The 25,085-nt window shown below is 59.2% G+C and carries 23 protein-coding genes; 7 read left to right on the plus strand and 16 right to left on the minus strand.

From position 1 onward, the window contains the following. Positions 1–2: 2 nt before the first annotated feature. Together prmC and prfA are read right to left on the minus strand one after the other, a co-directional pair. Positions 3–836 carry a peptide chain release factor N(5)-glutamine methyltransferase gene (gene prmC, locus AB4Y89_RS17745; protein ID WP_442302275.1) on the minus strand — a complete coding sequence of 278 codons (834 nt, stop codon included), beginning with the start codon at positions 834–836 and terminating at the stop codon, positions 3–5. A 164-nt stretch (positions 837–1,000) separates the two neighbouring features. Further along, positions 1,001–2,074, minus strand: a complete 1,074-nt coding sequence (gene prfA, locus AB4Y89_RS17750) for a peptide chain release factor 1 (protein ID WP_442302276.1) — start codon at positions 2,072–2,074, stop codon at positions 1,001–1,003. A 174-nt stretch (positions 2,075–2,248) separates the two neighbouring features. Here prfA and AB4Y89_RS17755 point away from each other — a divergent pair, with 174 nt between their 5' ends. Continuing rightward, the gene (locus tag AB4Y89_RS17755; RefSeq protein WP_442302277.1) at positions 2,249–4,069 is read left to right on the plus strand and encodes an ATP-dependent DNA ligase; all 1,821 of its coding nucleotides are present in this window, start codon (positions 2,249–2,251) and stop codon (positions 4,067–4,069) included. Here the strand turns inward: AB4Y89_RS17755 and AB4Y89_RS17760 are convergent. After that, a complete protein-coding gene (locus AB4Y89_RS17760; RefSeq protein ID WP_442302278.1) occupies positions 4,042–4,908 on the minus strand; it encodes a DMT family transporter in 867 nt (288 codons plus the stop codon). The two genes, AB4Y89_RS17755 and AB4Y89_RS17760, sit on opposite strands and share 28 nt — an antisense overlap. Before the next feature lie 154 nt (positions 4,909–5,062). Between AB4Y89_RS17760 and AB4Y89_RS17765 the strand changes: the two genes are divergently transcribed. Continuing rightward, positions 5,063–5,503 (plus strand): Lrp/AsnC family transcriptional regulator, encoded by a 441-nt coding sequence (locus AB4Y89_RS17765; RefSeq protein ID WP_442302279.1) that lies wholly within the window; start codon positions 5,063–5,065, stop codon positions 5,501–5,503. Positions 5,504–5,611: 108 nt separating this feature from the next. On the opposite strand, the gene AB4Y89_RS17770 is transcribed toward AB4Y89_RS17765, so the two are convergent. Together AB4Y89_RS17770 and AB4Y89_RS17775 are read right to left on the minus strand one after the other, a co-directional pair. After that, positions 5,612–5,806 carry a YqaE/Pmp3 family membrane protein gene (locus AB4Y89_RS17770; protein ID WP_147650335.1) on the minus strand — a complete coding sequence of 65 codons (195 nt, stop codon included), beginning with the start codon at positions 5,804–5,806 and terminating at the stop codon, positions 5,612–5,614. Positions 5,807–5,870: 64 nt separating this feature from the next. After that, complete coding sequence (locus AB4Y89_RS17775; RefSeq protein ID WP_147650334.1) at positions 5,871–6,122, minus strand: hypothetical protein; 252 nt, start codon at positions 6,120–6,122, stop codon at positions 5,871–5,873. 83 nt (positions 6,123–6,205) lie between these two features. On the opposite strand from AB4Y89_RS17775, the gene AB4Y89_RS17780 reads away from it, so the two are divergent. Both AB4Y89_RS17780 and AB4Y89_RS17785 read left to right on the plus strand, forming a co-directional pair. Then, positions 6,206–7,240 carry an aldo/keto reductase gene (locus AB4Y89_RS17780; RefSeq protein WP_442302280.1) on the plus strand — a complete coding sequence of 345 codons (1,035 nt, stop codon included), beginning with the start codon at positions 6,206–6,208 and terminating at the stop codon, positions 7,238–7,240. A 109-nt stretch (positions 7,241–7,349) separates the two neighbouring features. Next, complete coding sequence (locus AB4Y89_RS17785; protein ID WP_442302281.1) at positions 7,350–8,768, plus strand: outer membrane beta-barrel protein; 1,419 nt, start codon at positions 7,350–7,352, stop codon at positions 8,766–8,768. Positions 8,769–9,032: 264 nt separating this feature from the next. Here the strand turns inward: AB4Y89_RS17785 and AB4Y89_RS17790 are convergent, their stop codons facing one another. After that, positions 9,033–10,676, minus strand: a complete 1,644-nt coding sequence (locus AB4Y89_RS17790; RefSeq protein ID WP_442302282.1) for a DHA2 family efflux MFS transporter permease subunit — start codon at positions 10,674–10,676, stop codon at positions 9,033–9,035. Between the two features lie 149 nt (positions 10,677–10,825). On the opposite strand from AB4Y89_RS17790, the gene AB4Y89_RS17795 reads away from it, so the two are divergent. Further along, positions 10,826–11,401 carry a 5' nucleotidase, NT5C type gene (locus tag AB4Y89_RS17795; protein ID WP_442302283.1) on the plus strand — a complete coding sequence of 192 codons (576 nt, stop codon included), beginning with the start codon at positions 10,826–10,828 and terminating at the stop codon, positions 11,399–11,401. An 85-nt stretch (positions 11,402–11,486) separates the two neighbouring features. Here the strand turns inward: AB4Y89_RS17795 and AB4Y89_RS17800 are convergent, their stop codons facing one another. Further along, positions 11,487–12,212 carry a helix-turn-helix domain-containing protein gene (locus AB4Y89_RS17800; RefSeq protein WP_442302284.1) on the minus strand — a complete coding sequence of 242 codons (726 nt, stop codon included), beginning with the start codon at positions 12,210–12,212 and terminating at the stop codon, positions 11,487–11,489. 435 nt (positions 12,213–12,647) lie between these two features. On the opposite strand from AB4Y89_RS17800, the gene AB4Y89_RS17805 reads away from it, so the two are divergent. Both AB4Y89_RS17805 and AB4Y89_RS17810 read left to right on the plus strand, forming a co-directional pair. Then, positions 12,648–13,397: a fibronectin type III domain-containing protein gene (locus tag AB4Y89_RS17805; protein WP_442302285.1), complete on the plus strand. Its 750-nt coding sequence runs from the start codon at positions 12,648–12,650 to the stop codon at positions 13,395–13,397. Further along, positions 13,394–14,155, plus strand: a complete 762-nt coding sequence (locus AB4Y89_RS17810) for a fumarylacetoacetate hydrolase family protein (RefSeq protein ID WP_442302286.1) — start codon at positions 13,394–13,396, stop codon at positions 14,153–14,155. The genes AB4Y89_RS17805 and AB4Y89_RS17810 overlap by 4 nt, the downstream gene beginning before the upstream one ends. A 169-nt stretch (positions 14,156–14,324) precedes the next feature. Here the strand turns inward: AB4Y89_RS17810 and AB4Y89_RS17815 are convergent, their stop codons facing one another. From AB4Y89_RS17815 to AB4Y89_RS17855, 9 genes are all read right to left on the minus strand, one after another. Beyond that, a complete protein-coding gene (locus tag AB4Y89_RS17815; RefSeq protein WP_442302287.1) occupies positions 14,325–16,679 on the minus strand; it encodes an Orn/Lys/Arg decarboxylase N-terminal domain-containing protein in 2,355 nt (784 codons plus the stop codon). Positions 16,680–17,014: 335 nt separating this feature from the next. Next, positions 17,015–18,982 (minus strand): SpoIIE family protein phosphatase, encoded by a 1,968-nt coding sequence (locus AB4Y89_RS17820; RefSeq protein WP_442302288.1) that lies wholly within the window; start codon positions 18,980–18,982, stop codon positions 17,015–17,017. A 13-nt stretch (positions 18,983–18,995) separates the two neighbouring features. Next, positions 18,996–19,349 carry an STAS domain-containing protein gene (locus AB4Y89_RS17825; protein WP_442302289.1) on the minus strand — a complete coding sequence of 118 codons (354 nt, stop codon included), beginning with the start codon at positions 19,347–19,349 and terminating at the stop codon, positions 18,996–18,998. 2 nt (positions 19,350–19,351) lie between these two features. Beyond that, positions 19,352–19,789, minus strand: a complete 438-nt coding sequence (locus tag AB4Y89_RS17830) for an ATP-binding protein (protein WP_442302290.1) — start codon at positions 19,787–19,789, stop codon at positions 19,352–19,354. Further along, the gene (locus AB4Y89_RS17835; RefSeq protein WP_442302291.1) at positions 19,786–20,958 is read right to left on the minus strand and encodes a PP2C family protein-serine/threonine phosphatase; all 1,173 of its coding nucleotides are present in this window, start codon (positions 20,956–20,958) and stop codon (positions 19,786–19,788) included. The genes AB4Y89_RS17830 and AB4Y89_RS17835 overlap by 4 nt, the downstream gene beginning before the upstream one ends. 439 nt (positions 20,959–21,397) lie before the next feature. Further along, positions 21,398–22,066, minus strand: coding sequence for a PspA/IM30 family protein (locus tag AB4Y89_RS17840; RefSeq protein ID WP_442302292.1), 669 nt, complete (start codon positions 22,064–22,066; stop codon positions 21,398–21,400). A gap of 64 nt (positions 22,067–22,130) precedes the next feature. Further along, positions 22,131–23,552, minus strand: coding sequence for a flotillin family protein (locus AB4Y89_RS17845; RefSeq protein WP_442302293.1), 1,422 nt, complete (start codon positions 23,550–23,552; stop codon positions 22,131–22,133). Positions 23,553–23,793: 241 nt separating this feature from the next. Continuing rightward, positions 23,794–24,360, minus strand: coding sequence for a hypothetical protein (locus AB4Y89_RS17850; protein ID WP_442302294.1), 567 nt, complete (start codon positions 24,358–24,360; stop codon positions 23,794–23,796). 2 nt (positions 24,361–24,362) lie between these two features. Further along, positions 24,363–24,890: a helix-turn-helix domain-containing protein gene (locus AB4Y89_RS17855; protein WP_442302295.1), complete on the minus strand. Its 528-nt coding sequence runs from the start codon at positions 24,888–24,890 to the stop codon at positions 24,363–24,365. Positions 24,891–25,085 lie beyond the last annotated feature (195 nt).

Below are 25,085 nucleotides of genomic sequence, written 5' to 3' on the forward strand. Positions count from 1 at the left end.
CTTTAGCGGCGCTTTGCCAGGATGGTGCGGGGAATACCCTGCAGATCGTTGAGAATTGTCACTTCATTCCATTCGGAGAGCAGCGACCGCAGAGCTGCATCCTGTCCATAACCGATCTCCAACGCCAGCAGACCGCCTGGATGTAGCGCCTTGTATGCCTGGGGAATCAGGCGGCGATAGATCTCCAGTCCATCTTCTCCTGCATAGAGGGCGGTCTCCGGTTCGAAGTCACGAACCTGCGGCGCAAGGGTGGATCGGTCACTGAAGGGGACATACGGAGGGTTGGAGACGACGACGTCGAAGGCCTGTCCGGCAACGCTGCTGAGCAGGTCAGAGTGCAGCGGCATGACTCGTTTCTTCACATGGTTGATGGCGGCATTCTCCCGCGCGACACTCAGGGCGGCATCGGAGAGATCGAGCGCGGTCACATGCGCGTAAGGCAGATGCACGGCAAGCGCAATGGCGATGCATCCAGTGCCGGTCCCGACGTCGGCGATGCGGACCGCGTGATGCTGCGGAATCTGCGCCAACACAGATTCGACCAGTAGTTCTGTCTCCGGGCGGGGGATCAGGGTCGCCGGGGTGACGCGGAAGGGAAGGCCGTAGAACTCCTGCATGCCGGTGATGTACTGAACGGGTTCATGGGCGGCGCGGCGGGCAAGCAATGCCTGGTAAGCGGCGAACTCGGCGGACGTCAGCTCGCGCTTGGGGGCGATCAGCAGTTGTGCCTTGGTGATGCCGAGGATGTGCAGCAACAACAGTTCGGCGTCGCGCACCGGGCTCTCCGTGTGCGCAAGCTGGGTACGGGCTGCGAGCTGTGCCTCACGAAGGTTCATCGGGGGAGATGCGCCCACGCTGCACAACGTGCGAACGTGGGCGTCCTTTCGTTAGAGCATTTTCCCTGTAGGTGTAGTGTAGGGACTCCACATTTATGGGCGTTTTCCGCAATGAAAACGCCGCTGTACATTCTTCCGGGATACCCAGCAACAGGGAAAATGCCCTAGGCTGCTGTGGCTTCGGCTTTGAGGCGTTCTGCCGTATCGTGCTCGATCAGGGCATCGATCACAGGCTGCAGCTTGCCTTCCATGATCAGGTCAAGCTGGTGCAGGGTCAGGCCGATGCGGTGATCGGTCAGGCGATTCTGCGGGAAGTTGTAGGTGCGGATCTTCTCCGAACGGTCGCCGGAGCCAACCTGCTGCTTGCGGGCGCTGGCCTGGGCTGCATGCTGCTTCTCCATCTCCACCTCATAGAGGCGGGCACGAAGAACGCGCATGGCCTTTTCGCGGTTCTTGATCTGCGACTTCTCGTCCTGGCAGCTCACCACCGTGTTGGTGGGGATGTGCGTAATGCGGACGGCCGAGTAGGTAGTGTTCACGCTCTGTCCGCCGGGGCCGGAGGAGCAGAAGGTGTCGACCCGAAGATCCTTCGCTTCAACCTTGATGTCGACTTCCTCGGCTTCTGGAAGGACGGCGACGGTGACGGCGGAGGTATGAACGCGACCCTGGGTCTCGGTGGCGGGGACACGCTGCACACGGTGTACGCCGGACTCGTACTTCATCTGCGAGTACACGCGGTCGCCTTCAAAGATGGCGACGACTTCCTTCATGCCGCCGACAGTCGACTCGCTCTCGGAGAGGATTTCGACCTTCCAGCGGTGCTGTTCCGCAAAGCGCAGGTACAGGCGGAAGAGCTCGCCCGCAAAGAGCGAAGCTTCATCGCCGCCGGTGCCGGCGCGGATTTCGATGATGACGTTCTTCTCGTCATTCGGATCCTTGGGCAGCAGCATAACCTTCAGCTCGTCCTCAATGGCGGGAAGCCGGCTCTCCAGGGTGGAGAGCTCCTCCTCGGCCATGGCGCGGATGTCGGCGTCGGTTTCGTCGAGCATGAGCTTGGCGTCTGCAATGCCCTGCTGCACCTGCTTGTACTCACGGAACTTGTCAATGGTGGGTTCCATGTCGCGGTGCTGCTTGGCAGTCTTCTGGTAACGCTGCTGGTCGGTGACGATGCCGGGGTCGGCGAGATCGCGCGAGAGCTCGTCGTAGCGGTCTTCGAGTTGTTGGAGACGATCAAACATAGGTATGCCCTTAGGGGTAACGCTTTCTAATTGGATGAGGAGGCGCGGTAGATCGGCGCAGCGGGCAGCAGACTTGGCGCAGCTAGGCGAAGTCGTGGCGGGCCGGGTTGGAACGGTGGCTGCGCATATGCCTGTCTCTAGGATACTCCGGTTTGTTCGGGCATCATAGGGCGTATGTCCCGGTTTGCCGAACTCGCGTTGCTGGCGGAGGAGCTGGCCGGAACCTCCAGTCGCCTGAAAAAGCGGGCCGCGATTGCTGCCGCCATCGCCAAAGTGCAGGCCGAGAGCAGCCGGCAGGCGGGTCGGTTTGCGCAGTACCTGGCCGGACTCCCGTTTTCAGAAGCCGATAACCGCAAGCTGAACGCGGGCGGAGCCATGCTGAGCGGCATTGTGAAGGCGATCTCTGGCGCGGCTGACGTCACCATGTCGGCCGTCTACCGCAAGCATGGCGACCTGGGCGCCGCGGCCGCCGAGCTATGGCCCCGGCTGGCGGAGCCGGAGATCGTGCTGGACGAGGTAGAAGCAGCCTTTGGGGCCTCCTCATCGGCGAAGTCGACGGCTGCCCGGAAGCATGTCCTGACGGAGCTGCTGCGTCGGGCGACTCCGCTGGAGGCGAAGTACCTGCTCAAGCTGATGCTTGGCGATATGCGCATCGGTGTGAAACAGAGCCTGGTGGAGGAGGCGATCGCCGAGGTTTCGGGTACCGAGGTGCGGGCGGTCCGAAACGCCGTCATGCTTGAGGCTGACCTGTCCGGGGCCGTCGAGCGGGCCTTCGCCGGAACCCTGGCCGAGGCGCGGATGCGGTTGTTTCATCCCCTCGGCTTCATGCTGGCCTCACCGGTGGAGACGCCAGAGGAGGCGGTGGAGCGCTTTGCTTCGACGAAGGAGTTAGCGGAGGCGGCGGATGTCGAGCTCAAAGCCAAAGAACCCGATCCTGATGTCCCGATGGCCGAGCATCTGCCGGTGGAGGCGTTGCGGATCGAGGCCCTGGTCGAAGACAAGTACGACGGCATGCGAGCGCAGGTGCACTGCGGTGTCGACGGGCGGGTGGCGATCTACTCCCGCAACCGCGACGACATCACGGAGAGCTATCCCGAACTGGTCGAAGCCTTCGAGAAGGTGAATGAACCTCTGATTCTGGACGGCGAGATCCTCGGCTGGGACATTGCCGGGCGGAGAGCGTTGCCGTTCGCCGTGCTGGGTACTCGCATCGGACGCAAGAAGGTCAACGATGCCATGCGCGCCCAGGTGCCGGTTGTCTTCATGGTCTTCGACCTGATGTATGCCGGCGGCGAACTCAAACTCGACCTTCCGTTGCGCGCCCGCCGCAATGAGTTGGAAGCAGCGGTGGAGCGCATCTCGGCGGTTACCCGGTCTCCGGTAGAGAAGGCTGCCGGAGGCCTGTTTGCCAGCGAGGAGCCTGACGTGGAGCGGTTGATCCTGTCGCCGTCGTTTGTGGTGGAGAACGCCGATGATATCGACCGCACCTACCGCGAGGCACGTGAACGCGGCAATGAGGGCGTGATGCTGAAGGCGATGGACTCCACCTATCAGCCCGGCCGCCGAGGCCTGATGTGGATGAAGCTGAAGCGCGAACTGGCTACGCTGGATGTGGTCGTCACCGGCTGCGAGTTCGGCCACGGCAAGAGAGCCGGCCTATTGAGCGACTACACCTTCGCCGTGCGCGGTGAAGGCGGGGAGCTGTTGAACGTAGGCAAGGCCTACTCCGGTTTAACCGATGCCGAGATTCTGGAGCTTACCGAGTGGATGAAGGAGCACACGCTCGAGGACTTTGGTCACTTCCGCACGATAGAGCCGAAGAAAATCCTTGAAGTCGCCTTCAACAACGTAATGCGCAGTGACCGTCACAACAGCGGATTTGCGCTGCGCTTCCCGCGCATTCTGCGCATCCGCGATGACAAGCCGGTCGATGAGATCGATACGGTGGAGCGGGTGGAAGAGATCTATCAGTCACAGCCGGATAAGGCTGGCTGAGGTTCACTCCGTCTGAAGCTCCATCCAAAGGTCATGCCCGCAACCGCTAGAAAGATGATGCAGGCTCCGGCGATCTGCATCGGATGCAACCGACGTCCGAGTGCGATGATATCGACCAGAATCGCGACTGCCGGATAGATGAAGGACAGAGCTGCCGTCAGATGGGTGGGGAGCTTCTGAATCGCGCCGTACAGCAGGATGTAGACCAGGCCTGTATGCACAATGCCGATGGTAGCGACCATGCCCCAGCCTTTGGAAGTAGACGGTGCAGCGTGCGCGATTGGGCCCATCAGGATCATGCCGACAACAACCTGGATCAGCGCGATGATGTGAGGCGGAGTTCCGCTCAGCTTTTTGATCAGAATGGTGCAGACGGCATAACAAAGCGCAGCACCTAAGGCCATGGCGACGCCCGCCAGATAATGCGATCCGAAACCGCCAACCTTTGTGTCTGCCATCACGATGAGAAGCACGCCCGCGAATGCGGCAATCAGCGACAGCAGCTTGCTCGCCGTCATCTTCTCCGCAAAGAAGATCGCACCCAGTACAAACAGCATGAAGGGATAGGTGTTGTAGATTGCGGTCGCAATCGAGATGGAGCTGCGAGAGTAAGCACTGAAGAGCAGCAGCCAGTTCAGGACAATCGTTACGCCACCGAGCGATCCCAACAGAAGGACGCGCTTATTCCGCAGATGATGCAGCAGCCCCATGGCGGCACATGCAAGAAAGAGTGTCAGGGCGCCGAAGATGCAGCGCCATAGCACCACACGAAGAACGCTCTCTCCCGAGCCCAGGACAAACCATCCGATAGTGCCGGAGACTGTCATGGCAACGGACATCTCCAGAGTTCCTAATCGCTGTGTATCCATCCCTTGATTCTGTCAGGTTGAGGCTCCGGAATACATAGCATTCCGCAATCTTTCCTCTATTCTGGACAGCTTTCGAAAGCGATAGACTTGTTTTTCCTTCGATTCTGAGGGGCGTGAGGGATGTATGGATCAGACTGACCAGGAACTGCTACGGCTACTCTCTGTGGATGCACGAATGTCGCTGAAGAGTCTTGCCGACGAGGTGGGTATGTCCTCGCCTGCGGTAGCCGAGCGATTGCAGAAGCTGCAGGAGAACGACGTGATTCGGGCTTTCACCCTCGATCTGAATGCGGAAGCCATGGGGTATCCCATGGTGGCGATCGTTCGTATCCGTCCACTGCCCGGAAAGCTGCTGGCAGTGGAGCGGCTGCTTCAGGAGATTCCTGAGGTTGCAGAGTGTGATCGTGTCACGGGTGACGATTGTTTTGTCGCGCGTGTCTATCTGCGGTCGATCCAGCATTTGGACGAGGTTCTTAACCGCATCATCGACAAAGCTCAGACGAGTRCATCGATCGTGAAGTCGCAGGTTGTAAAGCGGCGGCCTGCGCCGTTTGTTATGGAGTAGAGATTTGACCAACCCATGCACTGGGTGCCCCATGTCCCGAGGGACACCACCCCAGCGAACAAGTTCGTTGGGGACCCCGGACATGGGGTACCCAGTGCATGGGTGCCTCTAGCAGCGGTGGGCCAAAGCACGCGCGATCTTGCGGTCGGTCTTGTACTGCGACAAAGCATAGACAGCCCAGATCGTTGCCGGAATCCAACCGAGGATGGTGATCTGCAGCAGCAGGCACAGCAACCCGGTAAACGGCCGTCCGATCAGGAAGAACGTGAGCCACGGAAACAGGAATGCAATCAACAGGCGCATGGTAGAACAATACGCTGCAGGGCATCGCCCGGTTCCATGACTTGTCTTAGTTCCATGACTTGTCTCAGAAGAGGGCCGGCAGCGTCTCCGGTGCAGGCTGGCCGGGTTTGCCATCCTGGCAGCGGGGGCATTTGCGTTTGTGGATATCGATGCCGTCGGCTCCGTACTCGAAGCCGCAGGCGTGACGCTCGCAGCGTAGTTTGTAGGTGTTCTGGTTGGGTGCATTGGAGTCGACCCAGGCAGCTTTGCCGATGACTCTCTGTTTGTTACGGTTCAAATAGCCGGGACGCGTCGTGGGAGATTCAGAACGGGACATGACTCGGTCGAGGATAACGGAAAACCGGGGATGCGTCCGATGGCGTCTGTGGTGCATCCCTTGTGCATAAGGAGTGAATCTGCATGGAATACAGACTGCTGGGCAACTCTGGTCTGCGTGTCTCCGAACTTTGCTTCGGAGCGGGAACCTTCGGGCGTAACAGCGAGTTCTTCAAGGAATGGGGTCTGATGGAGGGCGACGCGGCGAAACGTATCGTCGACCTCTGCGTCGATGCCGGAATTAATTTCTTCGACACCGCGGATGTGTACTCCGACGGTGAGAGCGAAAAGGTACTGGGTGAGTCGATCCGCCATCTGGATCGCTCACAGCTTGTGATCGGCACCAAGGCGACCTTCCGCTTTGGCAAGGGCATCAATGATGTCGGCCAATCGCGGCGTCATCTCATTCAATCGATCGAAGGCAGCCTCAAGCGCCTGGGAACGGACTACATCGATGTGTATTACATGCACGAGGTCGATGCCATGACGCCCATTGAGGAGACGCTGTACACCCTCAACAGAGCCGTCGAGGAAGGTAAGATCCGCTACATCGGTTGCTCGAACTTCTCCGGCTGGCAGTTGATGAAGTCTCTCTCTATCAGCGAGCGTTACGGCTGGGCGAAGTACGTCGTGCAGCAGAGCTATTACTCGCTGATTGGCCGCGACTTCGAGTGGGAGTTGATGCCGCTAGGCCAGAGCGAGAAGGTCGGCACGGCTGTGTGGTCTCCGCTGGGATGGGCGCGTCTGACCGGAAAGTACAGCCGTAATAAGCCAAAGCCCACAACCAGCCGCCTGAACGACGAGAAGATGATCGAAGCGGGCCCGAAGGTCTCTGACGAACATCTGTATAACGTCGTCGATGCCATCGAGGCGATTGCGCAGGAGACCGGAACCTCTGTCCCTGAGGTCTCGTTGAACTGGGTATTACACCGGCCAACCGTATCGACCGTCATCATCGGTGGACGCAGCGAAGAGCAGTTGAAGCAGAACTTCAAAGCTGTTGGCTGGAAGCTTACTCCGGAGCAGTTGACGAAGCTGAATGAAGCCAGCAAAGTGACCGCAGCGTATCCCTATTGGCACCAACGCCAGTTCCCGGAACGCAATCCGGACTTGCTGTAAGGCGCTAGTCCTTACGATCTTTTAGCGACTTCTCTACGGCTTTTTTACTGAGTACAGACCTAGTCTCATACCTGCTGCCCTGAGGATCCGCCAGGGCGGCAGGAGCATTATGAATTACGGTTGTCGGAATATCGGTTTGGCCCGCGTTCTATGCGCGGGTTTTGTTTTGCTCGGTGCTGCGGGCAGCCAGGCACAAGAGGGGCAACAGCAGGATGTATTATCCGGAAATTTCTTTCAGCGGCTCGGTGGTTATTACAAAGCCGACTGGACAGGGAAGCTGCCGGGAGGACCCGCGCCGGAGCGCAGAGCGCTGGATACACCGTTGAACTCCCCACCGTTCCCAAATTCCGATTGGGGCTATGGTGGTTCCCCCGCGATCGGTGTACCGGATGGCAACGCTTATCCGTTGATGACAGCACTGAAGAAACAGAACTCACGCACTAAAATTTATGGCTGGATTGCGCCGAGCGTGAACGCAAGTACATCGAGCACGACGAGCTTTCCGGTCTCATACGACATCTTTCCCAATCGTCTTGAGCTGAATCAGGCCGTCGTTTATGTAGAACGCCTTCCCGATACCGTGCAGAAGAAACACTTCGACTTCGGATATCACTTCACTGCGTTCTACGGTATCGACTATCGCTTCACCACAGCGAAGGACTACTTCAGCCAGCAGTTACTGCAGCGCAACAAGAAGTACGGTTTCGACCCGGCACTGGAGTACGCCGATCTCTACTTCCCAGTGAAGGAGGGATTGAATATCCGTATCGGCCGTTTCCTCTCTGTGCCGGGCATCGAAGCGCAGCTCGCGCCGAATAACTACAACATGACGCACTCGCTGCTCTACACCATCGATCCCTTTACGGATACGGGCATCATCGGTTCGCTGAAGCTGAATAAACAGTGGATGGTGCAGTTGGGTGTGTCCGCGGGGCATGATGTTGCTCCGTGGTCCGACGATCGTAAGCCCTCAGCGATTGCCTGTCTGAACTACTCCACCAGGAGTAATCACGACAATTTTTATGCCTGCGCCAACGGTATCAACGATGGCAAGTATGCCTACAACAACCTGCAGCACTACGACGCGACGTGGTACCACCGCTTCAATGCGAAGTGGCATACGGCGACCGAGGCCTGGTACATGTACGAGCGCGAGGTGCCGAATGTCGCCGGCAATGTCAGCAATCCGGTTGCGACAGAGACCGGCGCTAACGGAGCGTTTTGCGCGGCGGGTCAGTTGCGGTGTATGGCTCCGGAGTATGCGGTGGTGAACTACGTCAACCGACAGATGAATCCGAAGCTCTATCTCGGCTTTCGTTCTGACCTGTTGAACGACAAGAAGGGACAGCGGACCGGAATCGCGGGCAAATATACCGAGAACACCTTTTACGCAACGCAGTACATCGGAAGCACGATTCTGCTTCGGCCTGAAGTTCGTTTCGATCATTCGTGGGACCGGCGTGGATACGACGGAGGGGCTGCACGGAACCAGTTCTTCTTTGGTGTAGATCTGATCTACAAGTTCTGACGTCGGCGGTTCGAAACGAAAGAGGCGGCCCGTGTGGCCGCCTCTTTTTGCTTATGAGGTTGATCGGTAGGTGGGAGCAGCGGGCTTCAGCCCGCTGACAAAGCATAAGAAATAAATGGGCTTTTGTTTTCTTGGATAGAAAAGGCCCAGGGCTTTAAAGCCCATCTTTTTTAGCTCAGTAAACCGTGGCCTGAAGGCCACGGCTCCCACCATTTCGAGCTTTGCTCGAAGATCCCGCAATGAATGGGATCTCGAACTGTGGTTTTAGTGTCCTGCCGATGGGCTGGCGCCCTTCGGCGGCCGCGGAATCAGGAACAGCAGCGGCAGCATGAGAGCGCAGAAGATCGTGAGGTAGCGAATGACGTCGATGTACGCCAGAGCGGATGCCTGACGGTGCAGCAGGTTGTAGATATAAGCCTGAGCCGTATGCAGTGCCCCCTGAGAGTCCGAGCCTCCGTTGCCACCGGCAAAGGAGTCGGCGAAGGAGTGCACACGGTCCATGAAATTCCTATCGCCAGGTGTCAGGTTGCGGATCATCGAGTTCTCATGCGCAGCGATGCGGCGCGTGAGCATGGTGGCCATAAAGGCGGTACCGCAGCTTCCACCCACATTTCGGGCAAGGTTCGTCAGACCGGAGACGTCGTTGTTCTCACTCTGCTTCACGCCGATGTACGCGATCGTATTGATCGGGATGAACAGGAAGGCGAGACCGGAGGCCTGGAACATACGCATGATGACCAGCGTTCCATAACTGACATCCAGGTTCAGCCTTGCCATGTTGATCAGGGATAGGGTCAGCGAGGTGAAGCCGAAGGCGATCAGTTTGCGTGGATCGACCTTGCTTGAAAGGAAGCCGACAACCGGCATCATCGCCATCATCATGAAGCCCGCGGGTGACAGTACTTTGCCGGCGAGCTCTGCTGTGTAGCCAAGCAGCGTCTGCACGAACTGCGGAATCAGGATGGTAGTTCCGTAGAGCGTGAAGCCAAGAACGAACATCAGGATGAAGCTGATGGAGAAGTTGGGACGCTTGAAGAGCGTCAGGTTCACGATCGGCCGGTGACCGGTGCGAAGCTGCTTCAGTTCCCACCAGATCATGGTGATGAAGGCGGTGACCATGAGCACGATGAAAAAGGTGATGGCGCGTGACGAGAACCAGTCGTCTTCCTGTCCCTTATCGAGCACGAACTCCAGCGAACCGAAGGTCATCCCCAGCAGGGCAAAGCCCAGGAAGTCGAGCTTGATGCCACCCTTCTGTGCCTCGGCGACCTGCTTGTGGACATACGGCGGATCTTCCACGATGCGGCTTGTAAGGAAGAGCGACACCAGACAGATCGGCACATTGAGGAAGAAAATCCATCGCCAGTCGTAGTTGTCGGTGATCCATCCACCGAGGGTCGGTCCAATGGCTGGAGCCACGACCACGGCGAGGCCATACATGGCGAAGGCCTGCCCTCGTTTCTCGGGTGGGAAGGTATCGGCCAAGATGGCCTGTTCCGATGGCGCCAAACCTCCGCCTCCTACACCCTGCAGGATGCGGAAGAAGACCAGTAGCGGCAGCGAGGGCGCCAGACCGCAGAGGGCTGACGAAATGCCGAAGAGCGCCACGCAGATCATGTAGAACTTCTTACGACCGATGAAGGTCGTCATGTAGGCGCCGGCGGGCAGGATGATGGCGTTCGCCACCAGGTAGGCGGTCAGTACCCAGGTCGCTTCATCCTGGCTGGCTCCCAGGCCACCGGCGATGTGCGGCAGCGCCACATTGGCGATCGAGGTATCCAGCACCTCCATGAACGTGGCCAGTGTGACCGTCATGGCGATGACCCAGGGGTTGATCTTGGGACGCCATGGCTGTGCTGGGGCGGCAGGCGCGGAGGTAGTTTCGTCCAGGGTCGCTGTAGCGCTCATAAGTTCCGGCAAAAATAGGGTTCGTTGCTAGGGTTTGGATGTATCGGTTACCGCTCCGATGCAGTTTATTCACCGGCCGCAGGAGCCCCATTAACACCCCGGAGGTTTCCTGCACAGGCGGGGCGCGGTAGGATCGTTAGGGAAGTTCTATGTCGCTGAAAAGAATCGCAATCGATATGGACGAGGTGATGGCGGACACGCTCGGTGAGCACATTGCCCGCTACAACCGCGACCACGCTGAGCAGATTACGAAAGAAGATCTCACCGGCAAGTGGCTCTGGGACGTCGTCTCGGTCGACCGCCACCATGTGCTGCAGCAGTACCTGTCCAGTGAGGACTTCTTCGCCGACCTGCCCATCATGCAAGATGCGCAGCGGGTGATTCAGGCGCTGCAGGCCCGGTATGAGGTCTTTATCGCCTCGGCCGCCATGGAAGTGCCCACCTCGTTCGCGGCGAAGTTCCGCTGGCTGGAGCGCCACTTCCCCTTCCTCCCGCCTTCTCATATCGTCTTCTGCGGCGACAAGGGAATCATCGACGCGGATTATCTGATCGACGATAATCCCCGTCAGTTCCGGCGGTTCAAAGGCGAAGGCATCCTGTTCACCTCGCCGCACAACAAGCTGATCAAGGGCTACCGGCGGGTAAATAACTGGCTCGATGTGGAAGAGCTCTTCCTGGGGTCTGCCGTTGGTTCCGGCGGCCTGCAGGAAAAGCTGATCCCGTAGAAGGCGCATCCGCACATTTGGGCGCGAAGCGTGAGTGGACATTCGAGCGAAGCTCGAATCGGGTGGAGCATCGGGTCCTGATGCTTCAGGCGCTTTGTTGCGGCCGATTCACCACAGACAGCCGCCTGGAACCGTTTGGTCCGTTCGTGGGCGGCCGCTGTGCTGGATCCACCTGCTGTATTCCCTGCATGCTGATGATCAAAGCGCGGGCGTGGGTTTCTCCCACGCACTGGTAGCTATGGATGGTGCCGGAATCGAAGTAGATCGCATCATGGGCTTCAAGCAGATGTATCTGACCGCCATGCGTGACCTGCAACTGGCCCTGCAATAGATACAGGAACTCATGTCCCGGGTGCTGATGAGCGCGCGTTTCGCGGCCCGGCTGCGGTGGCAGAAACTCGGCAAGATAGGGGTCGAGCTGGCGATCGGGAACCAGGTATCCCAGGTTTTCAAAATAGTAGGCCGGGTTCTCCGTGCCGGACTGCGGCATCTTCACACGCTCATTGGCGCGGTGAATGCGGAAGAGCGGTCGTGGCTCCGGCTCGAAGAAGTAGGAGAGGTCTTTGGCGAAGACCAGGGCAATGCGTGCCAGATTGCGCAGGGTCGGTACCACGCGGCCAGTCTCAATCTGCGAGAGGAAACTCGCCGAGAGACCGGTGTGGCGCCCCAACTCTACCAGGCCCATGGACTTCTTCAGGCGCAGCGCCTTGACCCGTTCGCCAAGGCGTTTTTCCTGAATGCTAGATTCGGCAGCGCCTGAAATTGGGTCCGAGGAGACGGGATCTTCCGGAAGGGATGCGGTAAGGGACATGCGTTTTTCTCTCCTGCAAGGGGATACGTTATGTCGCGAACATCGGATTTTGGCCAGTCAGTAAATTTCTTACGGCGGAAACACCAAGAACGGAATGCTAGTCTCTAGGTGGTGGTGCTGGTTTCGAGACGGATGCGACTAAAGCAAAGAAAAGCTTATTTATGTGCATCTTGCTCCCTTTTCGCGGCAATGGGCTGTGCGAATCCCGGGCCGCCAAAACCACCGTCACTTCATCTTGCGCGCGTTCCTAACGATCTTTCAGCAGTTCGACAGGGAACCCGAGTGACGCTCCATCTCACGCTCCCGAAGACGACAACCGATAATGAGCCCCTGGACCGCGACTCCAACGTGGAAATCTGCCGCAGCGAAGGCACATCAGAGTGTGCGCCTGTGATCAAAATGCCAATAAGTAAGATCAACAACTTACAAGACACGTTGCCTCAGAATCTTGCTTCTGGTGCATCCGTGGAGGTGCACTACCAGGTTCGCATCACAAATGCGGGTGGCCGCGCGGCGGGATGGTCGAAGCCAGTAACGGTCGCCGGCGGAGACGCTCCGGAGCAGATTCAGGGCTTGCAGGCATCACTTGGAGGCACGGGATTATTGCTGCGCTGGACACCGTCGGCCACGCCCTTTGACGAGGTCCGGATCGAGCGCATCGAGCCGGATAAAGCACAACCCAAAAAGAAGACATCGCTCGAGCGCAAGCAAGCGCAGCAACAACAGACTGTCCTAGCCGTGCCTGTAACGCAGGGAGACCCTGGCGGTGCTGTTGACGCGACGGCAGAGGCAGGGCAGCGCTACGTATATCGCCTTGAGCGGCGCCGCCGTCTGCGGCTGGGTACGGACGAGATCTGGGTGGCAGGCGCAGTCACGGAGTTGGATACGGGTATCCTGCGGGACACCACGCCGCCGGCGGTGCCGCAGTCCGTGGAGGCCCTGTCCTCTGAGTCAGGCATCTCTCTCTCCTGGCAGCCGGGAACTGAGATGGACCTGGCAGGATACCTGGTCTATCGCGTGGATGACTCCGGAGAGCTTCGCCTGACTGCCATGCCTGTCACCGCGCCGCAGTTTACTGACACGACGGCTATAAAAGGCAAACAGTATCGCTATCGCGTTGCGGCGGTGGACCGTGCCGGCAATGAGAGCGGTAAGAGCGAACCAGTCGCGGAGGAGATGCGATGAAGTACTGCCGATTTGTCGCCGATGGACAGCCCACCTATGGACGTATTGAAGGAGACCGGATCGTCGCCCGTGCTTCCAGCTTTGAAGGCCTGGCCAACGGCGTGCCGGAGAGTCTTGCTCTGGATGAAGCCAGGCTGCTGGCGCCGGTCGAGCCGTCGAAGATTCTCTGTGTAGGACGCAACTATCGTGACCACGCCGCCGAGATGGGCAATGACGTACCCAGGGAGCCGCTGCTCTTTCTCAAGCCTCCGTCGGCCTTGCTGGCTCCGGGTGGTGCCATCTGGAAGCCGGCTATTACGCAGCGCCTGGACTTCGAGGGAGAGCTTGGCATCGTCATCGGCAAACGAGCCAGCCGCATCGGGCCGGATGAGGATGTGCGCGGCTACATCCGCGGCTACACCATCGTGAACGATGTCACCATGCGCGATATCCAGAAGGCCGATGGACAGTGGACGCGCGGGAAGGGCTTCGATACCTCCTGCCCGGTGGGGCCTCTGGTGACCGATGAGGTGAATCCGCTTCAGGGTTCCATCACCGTGGAGACGCTGCTGAACGGAGAAGTTCGCCAGCACGGTGAGACACACGACTTTATCTTCCCGATTCCGGAGTTGCTGCGTTACATCACTGCGGTGATGACGCTGGAGCCGGGCGACCTGATTCCTACTGGAACGCCGGCCGGCGTTGGGCCGATGCAGAGCGGTGACACGGTGGAAGTGCGGATCCAGGGGATTGGTTCGTTGAAGAATGTTGTTGGGTAGCGGTAAGCATTTTGTTTGTCATTTCGTAGCGATAGCGGAGAAATCTGCTTTTTTACTCTGCCCAGAAGTAAGACAAAGCAGTTCCCTACGGGATGACAAACCCAAAAAGCCTCGGAGCGATTGGCCTTAAACATAAAACCCACACCCGGCAGGATGTGGGTTTTATGTCTTACTTCGCCGCTGACTGACGCGATTTCTTCTTCTTGCCGCGGACGCCCTTCTCAATCACGGCGCGCATCCAGTAGTTGCCGTTGCCGTCGACCTCGATGCCGTGGACTTCACGTTCGAAGCCCGGGAAGCGCTTGCCGAACTCTTCCATCGCCAGAATCAGCTTGATGACCGGGCTGTTGGGTCCGCCCAGCCGCTCGCCGGGCATCGACATCGGGATACCCGGAGGATAGGGAACCAGCATCACGGAGGCGATGCGGCCGGCCATCTTGGCGAATGGCAAGCGCTCGGTTTCGTGGCGGACGAGCTTCTGGTAGGTCTGCGCCGGCGTCAGCACGGGATCGAAGTCTTCGTCGCAGGCGGCGTTGACCAGGCCGGCGAGGTTCAGCTCGATCATGGCCTCGTGCATCTCGTCGGAGAGCTCCTTCAAGGTCGAGTTGCGGTAACGTTGCGGGAAGCGGGCTACCAGCTCGGGCAGCGCCTCTTCCAGCGAAGCTTCGCTGTCGTAGAGGCGCTTGAACTCGAAGAGGTTCTCGAGCAGCGATCCCCACTTACCCTTCGATGTGCCCACGCTGAAGAGCACCAGCACGGTGTAGTCGCCGGTACGGGCGATCTCCACACGACGCGAGTCGAGGAACTCGGTCAGGATGGCGCCGGGGATGCCCCAGTCGGCTATGGTGCCCTGCGCGTCGACACCCGGGGTCAGGATGGTGACCTTGGTGGGGTCGAGCATGCAGTACTCGTCGGCGATATCGGCGTCCTGGTAGCCGTGCCAGTCGTGGCCGGGCTTCAGCGTCCAGCTGGAGGGATTAGTGGCCAGCAACTCGTCCGGAGCCTCTTCGAAGAGATGCGTTTCTCCGCTGGCGGGATCGGTGACCGACTCCGGCTGGAACAGCCGGAAGAACCAGCCGTCGCCGTTATCTTCCGTGGCGCGCAGACGATGTGCGACCGAAGACATGGCCTTGCGGAAGCTGATGGCATCCTGGATGGTGTCTTCCATCAGCGTCGGGCCCGAGGGCTCATCCATCATGGCCGCTGCCACGTCGAGCGAGGCGATCAGTGGATAGAACGGCGAAGTGGTGCCGTGCATCATGAAGGCTTCATTGAATTGGTCGAAGTCCATCGGGGCGCGGTCCGAGAGGCTGACGTGGATCATCGATGCCATGCTGAAGGCCGGCAGCATCTTGTGCGTAGACTGCACCGCGAAGATCGCCGGACGGTTCGCCATATCTTCCGGTACGCCCATGGCGTACCGGCCCTTGTAGATGGGGTGGAACTTGGCGTAGGCGTACCAGGCCTCGTCGAAGTGAACACGCGGAACCGAGGCGGCCAGCTCCTTCACGACGCGATTCACGTCATAGCAGAGACCGTCGTAGGTGGAGTTGGTGACGACGGCGTAGGTCGCCTCCTGCGAGGCCGCGCCCTTGCAGAACGGGCTCTTCGCGATAAGGTCCTTCACGTTCTTCGGGCTGAAGCGCTTGAGCGGCACCAGGCCGATCATGCCGTAGCCATTGCGCGTCGGCTTGAAATAGACGGGCCGAGCTCCGGTGACGGTCAGCGAGTGACAAATGGACTTGTGACAGTTGGCGTCGGCGAGGACGATGTCGTCCTGCGCGATGACGCCGTGACCGACGATCTGGTTGGAGTTCGACGAGCCGCCCAGGACGAAGAAGGTCCAGTCCGCGCCGAAGATGCGGGCTGCATTGCGCTCGGCGTCTCCCGGAGGTCCAAGGTGGTCGAGCCAGCTTCCCAGCGGAGCGGTGGAGATGCCGAGGTCCGAACGCATGAGGTTCTCGCCGAAGAAGCGGTGAAACTCCATGCCGATGGGGTGCTTCAGGAAGGCCACGCCGCCCATGTGCCCGGGAGCGTCCCAGCTATAGGCGCCCTGGTCGGTGTACTTCTTCAACTCGCGGAAGTAGGGCGGCAGCAGGGTCTCGTGGTAGCGCTGTACGGCGAAGTCGACACGGTTGGCGATGAAGGCCGGGGTATCGCCGAAGAGGTGGATGTACTCGTGCACCTGCTTGACAACCTCGATCGGCAGCTCGCTGACCAGGGTGCGGTCGGCGATGAGGAAGATCGGGATCTTTTTGTTGTGGCGGCGTACGGCGCGCAGAATTTGCACAGCCTCGCGCTCTTCGAACTGGCTGTCGCCTTCGAGGTCCCAGTCCAGCAGAACCGCGGAGTAGGAGGGGTCCGAGATGACCAGCGACAGGCCATCTTCGGGGGTCGTCGTACGGACGACGTCGTAGCCCTCGTCGGAGATGGCTTCGACCAAACGCCCCATGGCGCGGTCGGATACAGATTCGGTGCCCCCAACCTCGGAGGCGATCAAAAGGACCCAGCGTTTTTCACTCATACCAGCTATGTATGCTATCGCGATTGCGTGGTTTATGTGTGAGCGGGCACGGGCTAATCTGCGGGTTGAGGCGAGTGCTCCGTTGCCCCCATTTTTCTTCTAACTCGACAAATAATCCGGGTGCCCCACCCTCGCAACGCTAGGGTGGGTTCGAAAGCCACGTTAATTAAGGAATCGCGCGGGCAAATTCGGTTGTTTACAAAGAAATTTTGGGTTTTGCTTGCCCACCCTAGCGTCGCGAGGGTGGGGCACCCGGGCTATCAGGACGGTGAATGTATTCGAGCGAAGCTCGAATACCGACTCTTTCGCTAGCGTTGAAAGATGTCCATGGACACCTACGCAAGCGCCAACGCCAGCACAGTAATGTCGTCTGTCTGTCCAAAGGCATGCGCTACTTCGGCGATATCGTTGGCAGGCAAGCGTGTCAGCGTTACCAATTTGTCGAAACCGTACAGATCGCCTGCGGCCGAACGCGCCTCCGGCACGCCGTCGCTCAGCAGCACCAGCCGTTGCCGGGTGGCCAAGTGTCCTTGTTCGGTGTCGTACTCTGCCTCGGGACTGATGCCGAGTGGAAGAGCTCCGGCACTCGGCAACTCCTCTCCGTCGAGATAGGGATTCAGGTGTCCGGCATTGGCGTATCGGAAGCGTCCGTCTTTTTCCACCAGAAGTGCACAGGCGGTGGTGAAGCCGATGTCCCCTTGCGAGAGCAGCGCACTGTTCAGGTTCTGCAGCACGAGTGACGGCTCTCGCGAGCTCTCGCGGTGCAGCGCGCCCAAAATCAGCGAAACACGTAACGCCGCCTGCATGCCTTTACCGGAGACGTCGCCGACGATGGCGAAGAGCGAGCCGTCCTGCCCTGGAGAGATCAGGAAGAAGTCACCGCCGACCTCTGAAGCCGGACGGTACGCCGTCTCGACCGCGAATCCCGGTGTCGGTTGCGTGGCGCGCGCCAGCAGCAGCGTTTGTACGTTATGTGCTGCCTCAATCTCCGCGGAGAGTTCAGCCTTCTCGCGTGCCAGACGGATGGTGCGCAGCACCATGAAGAGCAGCAGGACGATGCTGGCGAAGAAAGACGTAACCTCAGACCAGCCGATATTGAAGGTGATGCCGGGAACTCGTTCGAGAGGATTGCTGCCGCCCGCGATTACTTTCGTGAGGACGAGGACGCTTCGCGTAATCTGCGCAAGAACCAGCACGGACGACGGCAGCACGGCGACCAGAAGCAGACCGGCGTCGCGGTTTCCACGGCACCATGCGCGGTAGATGATTACCGGAACAACGAAGTCGAGAAGTGCATAGGTGCCGATCGCAAGAACGGTTGGAAAGAGTCCCTGGACCAGGAAATAAAATATCTGGGGCGCCAGCACGAAAAGGTTCTCTATGACGACGCCATTGACCAGCAGCAGAACCTGGATGATGCCGAAGAGCTTCCATCGCGGCCGTCCCAGAATGCGGCGGATGAACTCAAGATTGAAGATAACCGGAGCAGTAGCGAGCAGCGCCGTGAGCAGCAGGGCAAAGCCGCTGCGCTGAATCGGCCTTGTGAACTCCCACATCTCGAGCATGTTGTAGACAACCAGCGTCATGTAGCTCAGCGTGAGGTCGAGGTACTCCCGTCCGCGCGCTGAGAGATAGAGTCCCAGGGCGACGATTCCGGCGATACATGCGATCACCAGGTTGGTGTAATTGCTGGCCAGGCTCTGGAAGATGGAGAGGGAACGCGTGTCGTTGATGTGTGCGGCTGCACCCAGAAGCAGGGATGAGTCGGTGCTGATGCCACCCTGTTGCGAATCTCTGGTGAACAGAATGCCGGTGCGCAGAGCAAGCACCAGGTGGCCATCCGGTGCGATATCCGCGGGCAGCGGATAGACGATGGGAACCATGTCGCCAAAGACTCCCGGATTGCCGATTCTGCCGGCGCCGCCGACGCGACGCCCGTTTGCATACAGCTCAAAAGGACCATGGATGCCGTTGACGCTGACCGCAAGGTCCTTGATCCCGGCAGGCGCTTCGATATGAGCGCGGTACCAGACCACGTGTGACGGCCGTTGCCAGTAGGCCTTCAGCGTCTCACCGCTTTTGCGCGGCCGCCAGTGCGAGTCGTCATAGCCAGGCTGCGCGAAGGCAGGGTCATCCTGGGTGGAGTTGGTAAACCAGAACGAGGAGATGTTCAGCGGCCGATCCATGCCGGTCCACGTCAAATGGGCGGGGTCGGCGGTATCGGGAGCTGAAACAGGCGTTTGTGCATGCAGCGCCGTCATGCTCAGCAACAGGAGGATCGCGAGAAGAGATCGGCGCGGCATGGAAGTTAAGTCCTTAGAGCAGGCCCAGGGCAGTGGCTTCATCCGGTGAGAGCGTGGCGTATTTGCCGATGCCCACCATGGTGAAGACCTTCTGAAAGTGCGGTGTCAGGCCGAAGATGCCGACGGTCCGGCCACCGGTCTTAGTGGCATCCAGCAGCAACTGGATGATGATGGCGATGCCGGAGGAGTTCACATACTCGGTTCCGGAGAAGTCCAGCAGAAGCTTCTGCGCGTCGGTCGCTCCGTAGGCCTCGAGGATCGGCTCTTTGGAGGTGGAGGCGATGTCGCCTGCAAAGGCGAGGATGGTCACCGGAGCTCCGGAGGTAGCGATCGCTGTCCGCGTAGCAACTTTAGTCGGGGCCTGCATTGCTAATTCTTCTCCTTGTCGAGGCGGATCACCAGCCGTACGAAGCTCTTTCCCGGAGGTCCCTGGTGCCACTCGGCCTCATCGACCAGCGACTGAATGAGGAAGATGCCCATGCCGCGTGGGTCCTCTTCGCCGGCCATTTTGCGGTCGATATCGGGTGGGGCCGGTTGTTGTGTCATGCCTGCTCCATCGTCGATAACCTTGATCTCAAGATGATCTTCGCCGGGTGACAGAATCACGCCTACGGAGAGCGTGTCGTTCATCTGGTTGCCGTGCTCGATCGCATTGATACAGGCCTCGGCAACGGCCGTCTTCAGGTCTTCAATACGGTCGGGGCTGAAGCCCATCAGCTGGGCCATGCTTGCGGCCGTGCTCATGGCTACTTTTTCAAAGCCGAGCTCGGAGGGCAGGGTTACTTCGACGGCGCTTCCGTTCTTCATGCGGTTGCTGCCTCAAGATGGCAGAGGGCCAGGCCGGTCATGTCATCGGTTGGTGGTGCGTTGTTGGAGAAGGCGGCGAGCGCCGCCCAGATTGCGTCGAGCATCGCCTCCGGATCGCGTGTCTCAAGCTGCTGAAAGGCCGTCGCCAGCCGCTCGCTGCCAAACTCATCCTCGCCGCAGAAGACCTCGCTGAGGCCATCGGTGTAAAGCAGCACACGGGCGCCTGCGGGAACGTTGATCGGTTCTGCCGTATAGGTCATGCCGGGCAACATGCCCAGCGGAGGTCCGGAGGCCTCGATCATGCGCAGGCTACCATCCGGCTCCAGAAGAATGCCGGGATTATGGCCGCAGTTCACAATCTCTCCTTCGCCTGTCCTGGGATCGAGTCTTAGCAGAATCGCCGTCACATAGCGGCGTCGTGCTTCACTGCCTTCATCGTAGTGCTGCTGGCCGACCTGTGCCGCCATCTCGGCGAGAGATACCGCGCGACTGGCCAGCGACCGGAAGGCAGCACGGAAGATGGTGGCGACAATGGCGGAGGCTAGTCCCTTGCCGGCGACATCGGCAACGACCATAAGGTGCGATCCGTCAGGGAGCTCGATGGTGTCCAGATAATCGCCGCCAACCTCGTAGCAGGTGGTGGAGCGTGCGGCGATGGTGAAGCCGGGAATCTGCGGCATGGCTTTGGGAAGCAGTGAACGCTGGATCTGCCGGGCAGCGTCCAGGTCCTGTTGTACGCGAGCCCACTGCAGATTGCGTTCGTGGAAGGTTGCGTTCTCCAGCGCAACGGCGGTTTGCAACACCAGGCCTTCAAGGAAATCCTGCTCGTACAGCGAGAGATCCGCATTCTGTGGTGTGGCGACGATCAGCGTAGCGAGGCTGGCGCCTTCCTTCGAGAGCAGGGCGAACCGAGGACAGCCATCGAAGGGCAATTCGGGTGCTTCCCCGTAGCTGGCCATTGCTGTGCCGTCCGGCGCCAGGAAGACTGCTCCTTCCATCTCGAGCTCGCGCACAACGATACGCGCAGTCTGCTGCAGCACCTCACTCGCCTGAATGGTGGAGTGCACCTGACGCGAAGCCTCGAGCAGCGCCTGCAGGCGCGCAATTTGTTGTTCGAGGATAAGAGTGTCCTGGAGACTCGACATAGCGGTGATGCCGGAAGTGTACATGGAAAATTGCTGGGGAAGTCGGGATATCAGGATCGCCCATACACCAGGTGCCCCATATCCGGGGTCCCCAACGAACTTGTTCGTTGGGGTGGTGTCCCTCGGGGACATGGGACGTTCGAGCGCAGCTGGAAGCTGCTTTTTGTTTTGTCATTTCGTAGCAGAGCGGAGAAATCTGCTTTTACTGGGGAACGGAAAGCAGATCCGTCCAGGATGACAAACAAAACAAGCTTGTGTCTTAGTAGGAATTATGGCCTCCTGGCCCACCCTAACTCCGTGAGGGTGGGGCACCCCGGCTGGAAGAAATGTCTGCAAAGCGGTCGCGCATAGCGCGATACCCCACCCTTTTGCTGCGCAAAAGAATGGGGCAACGGGAGCAGTGCTTCGTCTTATCTCAGACGACAACGAAAAAGGATGGATGTCTGAGACACCAGTACATCGACTACCCCGGCAATCGTTGCTGCTCCTTTAGCTCCAGCAACAATGCATCGATCTGGCTTTCGCGTTCCAGCTTATGAAAGCGGTCTTCTACCGTATTCATCCCGAGCACGGTCTGTGCTCCGGTGTTTTCGGCTTCCTGTCCGAGGATCTTCGCCTTCATCCGATCCAGCGAACGTAAAGCCGCTCCATCGGCGATCTTTGTCTGAGCTGCGGTAGCTTTGCTTACAGCACGGGCCCGGCGATTGCGGGCCATTAGCAGTTCGCACTGTGCTTCCGTCTCTTTCATACGCGCCTGCAATTGCAGATAGGCGCTGCGCATGGTGTCCAGCTCTACCTGTTGATCCTCAATCTGTTGGTTGAAACTTATAGCCAGTTGCTGTGAGCTCAGGCTGCGATCCAATGCGGCGCGTGCCAGATCCTCATCGTGGCGTCCAATAGCCAGCTCGGCTTTGCGGCGCCAGCCGGCAGCGGACTCTTCATGTTCGCGCTTGCGATTCTCCAGCAGGTGCAGGTCGGCAATAGCAATTGCAACCTGGGTCTTTACCTGGAGCAACTGGTTTTCCATATCGAGCAGGAGTTGCTTGATCATCTTTTCGGGATCTTCGGCCTTATCGATCAGGTCGTTGAGATTGGCCCGCAGCAGGGTGGTGACTCTTTCCAGTAGCGGCATGATGGGTTCCTCCTTCCATCGGAGTCTGCGGAGCCGCTTGATGCGGCCCCGCGGACTTTATAGCTTACGCATGGGTGTTGCCCTGAGAGTTGTCGCGAGGCTTCATCTGCTTCACGTTGCTCATCAAGTCGCTCAGGTTCATACCACTCAGGGCTTCGAACAGCGCCGGCACCTGCGAGGCGATCTTGGTCATCTCGCCGGTGAGCTTGCTCGCGCCCAGGTTATTGCCGTCGCCGGTGGAGACGATGGTGATTTTGTCCACCTTCGAGAGCGGCTCGCTCATGGCGCGTACCACCTCAGCCATATTCGAGATCAGGCGGTCGACAACGGCGGCCTGCGTCCACTCCTGATAGGCCTCGGCCTTCACGTTCATGGCCTTCGCTTCGGCCTCACCCTTCTGGAAGATGATGGCGGCTTCCGCCTCACCCTGCGCACGGATGGCAGAGGCGCGGCCTTCAGCTTCGGCGACCAGGCGGGCACGTTCGGCGGCGGCAAGGTTTTCGATGCGCTTACGCTCGATCTCAGACTGCTTGAGCACCGTCGCGATCAGCTCCTTCTCGTGACGCAGGATCTCAGCCTCCTGCACCTTCACCTGCTGTTCCTTCTCCACCTGCTGCACCTTCACCTGCTCAGCGACCACCTGCTGCTGCATGACGTTGGTCTGCAACTCGTAGGCTTTGTCGGCCTGGGCTTCCTGGCGGCGGCTCTGTTCAGTGAACTGCGCCTTCTGGATATCGAGGTCGCGTTGCGCCTCGGCCTGTTTGGCCATCGAGGCGGTTTCGGCGATCACACGCTCCTGGTCGGCAGCGGCTTTGGCAATGGCTGCTTCCCTCAGAGCATTGGCGCGCTTGATGGCGGTATCGCGCTCGGCTTCTGCTGCGGCGATTTCGGCGTCGCGACGGATACGTGCAATGTCCGGTCGGCCCATGTTCGTGATGTATTCGTTCTTGTCACGCACCTCCTTGATGGTGAACGAGACAACTTCCAGGCCCATCTTGCTCATGTCCTCAGCGCAGGTAGAGCGCATGCGGTCGGCAACCATCTCCGGTTCTTTGACGATCTGCTCCACCGTGAGCTGACCGATGATGCCGCGTAGATGGCCTTCCATGACCAGGCGGATCAGACCTTCGCGCTGTGCGGGTGTCTTGGTCAGGAACTGCTCCGCGGCTGTAAGGATCGACTGCTGATCGCTGCGCACCTTGATCTGGGCCACGGCCTCTACGGTTACGGCGACACCTTGTTTGGTGTACATGTCCTGCTGCGGAGCGACGTCGAACGACATCAGTTCAAGCGAGAGCTCGCGGCAGCTTTCCATGAGCGGGAAGATCACCGAGCCGTGTCCTTTGATGACACGCGGCCCACGAAAACCGTAGACGATCAGGGCTTCATTTGGTCCGGCTTTACGAAACATCTTGGCCAGAAGGACCAGAAGAACCAGCGTCGATACGGCAATGAGTCCAACAATAATGAATACCGAGTCCGGCATAACATTCCTTTGAGTTATAGCCAGTCGTAAGGCATGATCTGCCGTTCACCCGGTCGCTGGCTGCGGCCGGGCAGGCATTGAGCTTTCTTCTGCAGCTCAGGTAGAAGAACTTGAGTAAAAGCTGGCCCTAGAGCGTTTTCCCTGTGGGTGTAGTCCAAAGCCTCTGCATCCTATGGGCGTTTTCCGCAATGAAAACGCCACTGCACGCCCTTTCCGGGATACCCAATAACAGGGAAACGCTCTAATCCGGACGGTCGAGCTGGAGATCGTGCCATGGCTTCACGTAGGCCACGCCGCGCTCATAACGCAGCACGATCACCTCGGCGCCACGCGGCAGCGGTTGCCCATCCGCGCTGCGGGCAATCGCCGAGCAGCGCACGCCGTTCTGCGTGTACAGCAGTTCGCCGGTACCTCCATCGCGAATGCCTGCGCTCAGCCGTCCGGTAACACCACGAACATCCGTATCCTCGGCGGTCAGCTCCCGCTCGCGCGGCAGCAGCACCTTTGTAAAGAAGGTGAACAGAATCGCCGCCCCCACCAGACCGCTTCCTGCCGCCAGCAGCAGGACTACAGGAGCGATGAATACGCTGTAGTGATGCAGCAGATATCCGGCGCCGCCGAACCAGCACAGAAACGCGAGTACGGTGAAGGCGTTGAAGCGCGAGACTCCATGGCCATGGTGCAGACCGGCCGAATGGCCGAGGTGGAAGTGTCCCAGATGAAGATGTCCAAAACCACCGACTGCGGACAGCACACTCAAAACCAATCCGGTACCAAAGCAGACGAGATAGATGACATCCCAATTCATCGTTATTCCTTTCTTCCGCGAGCCGCCTTCTTTGGGACAGCCTTCGCGGGTTTCCTCTCCACCTCTGCCGGCCGCAGAATTTCTGTCAGCCGCTCGACCAGGTGGGGCGTGTCGAGAATCGATGCCAGTAGCAGCAGGCATTGCCGGGAGCGGTCATTGCGCGCCACCTTCAACAGCGCCGCGCGCAGCTCCGGATCGCGCCGGAAACGCTCAGCTCCGCTGACCAGCCAGAGATCGATCTTGTCCTCTAGCACCCGCGCATCCGAGAGCAAGTCGGCATGATATCCCTCAGGGTCATCCACCAGATAGCCGGGATGCACCTTGAAGAACTTCGCCAGCACCTGCCTGGTTGTGTTGGTGAGATGGGGGCGGGCTCCGCTCTCGATCTGCGAGAGGTAGCTCTGGCTCAGCGAGCCTCCGGTCTCTGCCTCAATGGCCCGCATCAGTTCCTGCTGCGTCATCGACCGGTTCATCCCGCGAAGCGAACCTTCCACCTCGCGGAGGTAGCGGATTTTCTCTGCCAGTTTCATGGCTATTGCAATCCGCAATATTTATATCGCAAATTGCGATAAAGGTCAAGAGGGACGTTTGTGCCGGAGGTTTTACTGCGTGGGTGGGTTTTGTTGAATGGTTGAATCGTTGAATGGTTGAATCGTGTGATTGTGGCGGGCTGCAATATCAAGCCACATGCCGCTAAAGGTTCAAGTGGAAAGGCCCTCTCGTTT

This window comes from Terriglobus sp. 2YAB30_2, from assembly GCF_052114765.1.
In the GTDB taxonomy this organism is placed as follows: Bacteria; Acidobacteriota; Terriglobia; order Terriglobales; family Acidobacteriaceae; genus Terriglobus.

Coding starts and splice junctions, on each gene's coding strand:
- prmC (WP_442302275.1), bottom strand. CDS start 836: ATGAACCTTCGTGAGGCACAGCTCGCAGCCCGTACCCAGCTTGCGCAC.
- prfA (WP_442302276.1), bottom strand. CDS start 2,074: ATGTTTGATCGTCTCCAACAACTCGAAGACCGCTACGACGAGCTCTCG.
- AB4Y89_RS17755 (WP_442302277.1), top strand. CDS start 2,249: ATGTCCCGGTTTGCCGAACTCGCGTTGCTGGCGGAGGAGCTGGCCGGA.
- AB4Y89_RS17760 (WP_442302278.1), bottom strand. CDS start 4,908: ATGTCCGTTGCCATGACAGTCTCCGGCACTATCGGATGGTTTGTCCTG.
- AB4Y89_RS17770 (WP_147650335.1), bottom strand. CDS start 5,806: ATGCGCCTGTTGATTGCATTCCTGTTTCCGTGGCTCACGTTCTTCCTG.
- AB4Y89_RS17775 (WP_147650334.1), bottom strand. CDS start 6,122: ATGTCCCGTTCTGAATCTCCCACGACGCGTCCCGGCTATTTGAACCGT.
- AB4Y89_RS17780 (WP_442302280.1), top strand. CDS start 6,206: ATGGAATACAGACTGCTGGGCAACTCTGGTCTGCGTGTCTCCGAACTT.
- AB4Y89_RS17785 (WP_442302281.1), top strand. CDS start 7,350: ATGAATTACGGTTGTCGGAATATCGGTTTGGCCCGCGTTCTATGCGCG.
- AB4Y89_RS17790 (WP_442302282.1), bottom strand. CDS start 10,676: ATGAGCGCTACAGCGACCCTGGACGAAACTACCTCCGCGCCTGCCGCC.
- AB4Y89_RS17795 (WP_442302283.1), top strand. CDS start 10,826: ATGTCGCTGAAAAGAATCGCAATCGATATGGACGAGGTGATGGCGGAC.
- AB4Y89_RS17800 (WP_442302284.1), bottom strand. CDS start 12,212: ATGTCCCTTACCGCATCCCTTCCGGAAGATCCCGTCTCCTCGGACCCA.
- AB4Y89_RS17810 (WP_442302286.1), top strand. CDS start 13,394: ATGAAGTACTGCCGATTTGTCGCCGATGGACAGCCCACCTATGGACGT.
- AB4Y89_RS17815 (WP_442302287.1), bottom strand. CDS start 16,679: ATGAGTGAAAAACGCTGGGTCCTTTTGATCGCCTCCGAGGTTGGGGGC.
- AB4Y89_RS17820 (WP_442302288.1), bottom strand. CDS start 18,982: ATGCCGCGCCGATCTCTTCTCGCGATCCTCCTGTTGCTGAGCATGACG.
- AB4Y89_RS17825 (WP_442302289.1), bottom strand. CDS start 19,349: ATGCAGGCCCCGACTAAAGTTGCTACGCGGACAGCGATCGCTACCTCC.
- AB4Y89_RS17830 (WP_442302290.1), bottom strand. CDS start 19,789: ATGAAGAACGGAAGCGCCGTCGAAGTAACCCTGCCCTCCGAGCTCGGC.
- AB4Y89_RS17835 (WP_442302291.1), bottom strand. CDS start 20,958: ATGTACACTTCCGGCATCACCGCTATGTCGAGTCTCCAGGACACTCTT.
- AB4Y89_RS17840 (WP_442302292.1), bottom strand. CDS start 22,066: ATGCCGCTACTGGAAAGAGTCACCACCCTGCTGCGGGCCAATCTCAAC.
- AB4Y89_RS17845 (WP_442302293.1), bottom strand. CDS start 23,552: ATGCCGGACTCGGTATTCATTATTGTTGGACTCATTGCCGTATCGACG.
- AB4Y89_RS17850 (WP_442302294.1), bottom strand. CDS start 24,360: ATGAATTGGGATGTCATCTATCTCGTCTGCTTTGGTACCGGATTGGTT.
- AB4Y89_RS17855 (WP_442302295.1), bottom strand. CDS start 24,890: ATGAAACTGGCAGAGAAAATCCGCTACCTCCGCGAGGTGGAAGGTTCG.